At 65.3% G+C, this 1958-nt stretch carries 2 protein-coding genes; both read right to left on the minus strand.

Features of this window, described 5'->3' with window-relative positions:
- The coding region (locus AC5RWT_RS36920) for a nucleotide exchange factor GrpE (RefSeq protein WP_494084546.1) at positions 1-547 on the minus strand (547 nt) is incomplete at its 3' end.
- 2 nt (positions 548-549) lie between these two features.
- The coding region (locus tag AC5RWT_RS36925) for an Hsp70 family protein (protein WP_494084547.1) at positions 550-1958 on the minus strand (1409 nt) is incomplete at its 5' end.

Raw genomic sequence — 1958 nt, forward strand, 5'->3', positions numbered from 1 at the left:
GCATCAAGGCCTCGTGGATGTTCGGGTCGAACTCGACGCCGGTCTCCTCGATACGGGCCAACCCGTAGGTCTTGAGCACGTTGTCCAGCTTGGTGGCAATGGCCGCGAACGGCCCGTCCGCAAGATCGCCGTGCTGGCGCGCCGCGTCGATGTCGTCGAGGACGGGCAGCAGCGAGTTCAGCACGCCGACGACGGCCATCTCCCCGGCCACCGCGCGGTCGCGTTCCACCCGCTTGCGGTAGTTCACGTACTCCGCCTGCAGCCGGAGCAGATCGTTCTTCAGCTCCTCGGCTTCCTGCGACGTGGTCCCTTGGGCAACAGATTCTCCTGCGGGCACCTCGGCCCCGTTCAGAATTTCCTCTGCCTGGGCCAGCGCATCTGCGTTGGCGGCTTGGCCGGCTGCGGGGACATCCCCCGCAGCCTGCCCGCCGTCACCGGTTCCACCGGCGGCACCGCGGACCTTTCCGGTTTTCGGATCGATCTTGCGGTTGTCGCGGAAGTTCACCGGCTCTGACTGGTGTTCTTCTTCGTTACCGTTCTCGGCCATGGTTACTTCTTCTCGTCTTCGTCGACCACTTCGGCGTCCACGATGTCCTCGTCCGCTGCGCCCGAGCCTGCGTCGGAGCCGCCATCACCGGCAGGCGCACCGTCGCCGGCTGCTGCGCCGGAGGCCTGTGCCTGCGAGTAGATGGCCTCGCCCAGCTTGGTCTGGGATGCCTGCAGCTTCTCGAACGCGGCCTTCACCTCGTCGTCGTTGTCCTGCTTTTCCAAGGCGGATTTCAGGGCGTCGACGTCGGCCTTGACCTCGGTCTTGACTTCCTCGGGCAGCTTGTCGTCGTTGTCGGCGAGCAGCTTGTCGACGGAGTAGGCCAGCTGCTCGGCGGAGTTGCGGACGTCGGCGGCCTCGCGGCGCTTCTTGTCCTCGGCGGCGTGCTCTTCTGCCTCGCGCACCATGCGGTCGATGTCGTCCTTGGACAACGCGGTGCCGCCGGTGATGGTCATCGACTGCTCTGCGCCGGTGCCCTTGTCCTTGGCGGAGACGTGCACAATGCCGTTGGCGTCGATGTCGAAGGTGACCTCGACCTGCGGCACGCCGCGCGGAGCCGGCGCGATGCCGGTCAGTTCAAAAGTGCCCAGCGGCTTGTTGTCGCGGGTGAACTCGCGCTCGCCCTGGAAGACCTGGATGGCCACGGAGGGCTGGTTGTCATCCGCGGTGGTGAAGGTTTCGGACCGCTTGGTCGGGATGGCGGTGTTGCGCTCGATCAGCTTGGTCATCACCCCGCCCTTGGTCTCAATGCCCAGCGACAGCGGCGTGACGTCGATCAGCAGCACGTCCTTGCGCTCGCCCTTTAGGACGCCGGCCTGCAGGGCGGCGCCCACGGCCACGACCTCGTCCGGGTTCACGCCCTTGTTCGGCTCCTTGCCGCCGGCCATTTCCTTGACCAGCTCAACAACGGCCGGCATGCGGGTGGAACCGCCGACCAGCACGATGTGGTCGATGTCGGAGACCTTGATGCCGGCTTCCTTGATCACATCGTGGAACGGCTTCTTGGTGCGCTCCAGCAGATCTGCGGTGAGTTCCTGGAACTTGGCACGGCTGAGGTGCTCATCCAGGTGGACCGGGCCCTCCGGGGTGACGGAGAGGTACTGCAGGGAGATGTTGGTGGAGGAAGCCGAAGACAGTTCCTTCTTGGCCTGCTCGGCAGCTTCCTTCAGCCGCTGCAGTGCGATCTTGTCCTTGGAGAGGTCCGCGCCCTTGGACTTGGCCTGCTGCAGCAGGTAGTCGACAACCCGCTGGTCCCAGTCGTCGCCGCCCAGACGGTTGTCACCGGAGGTGGCGCGGACCTGGATGGTGGAAAATTCATCCTCGTCCTTGCCGACTTCAAGCAGGGACACGTCGAAGGTGCCGCCGCCGAGGTCGAAGACCAGGATCAGTTCGTCTTCCTTGCCCTTGTCCA

The organism is Arthrobacter sp. Dra40 (genome assembly GCF_059091905.1).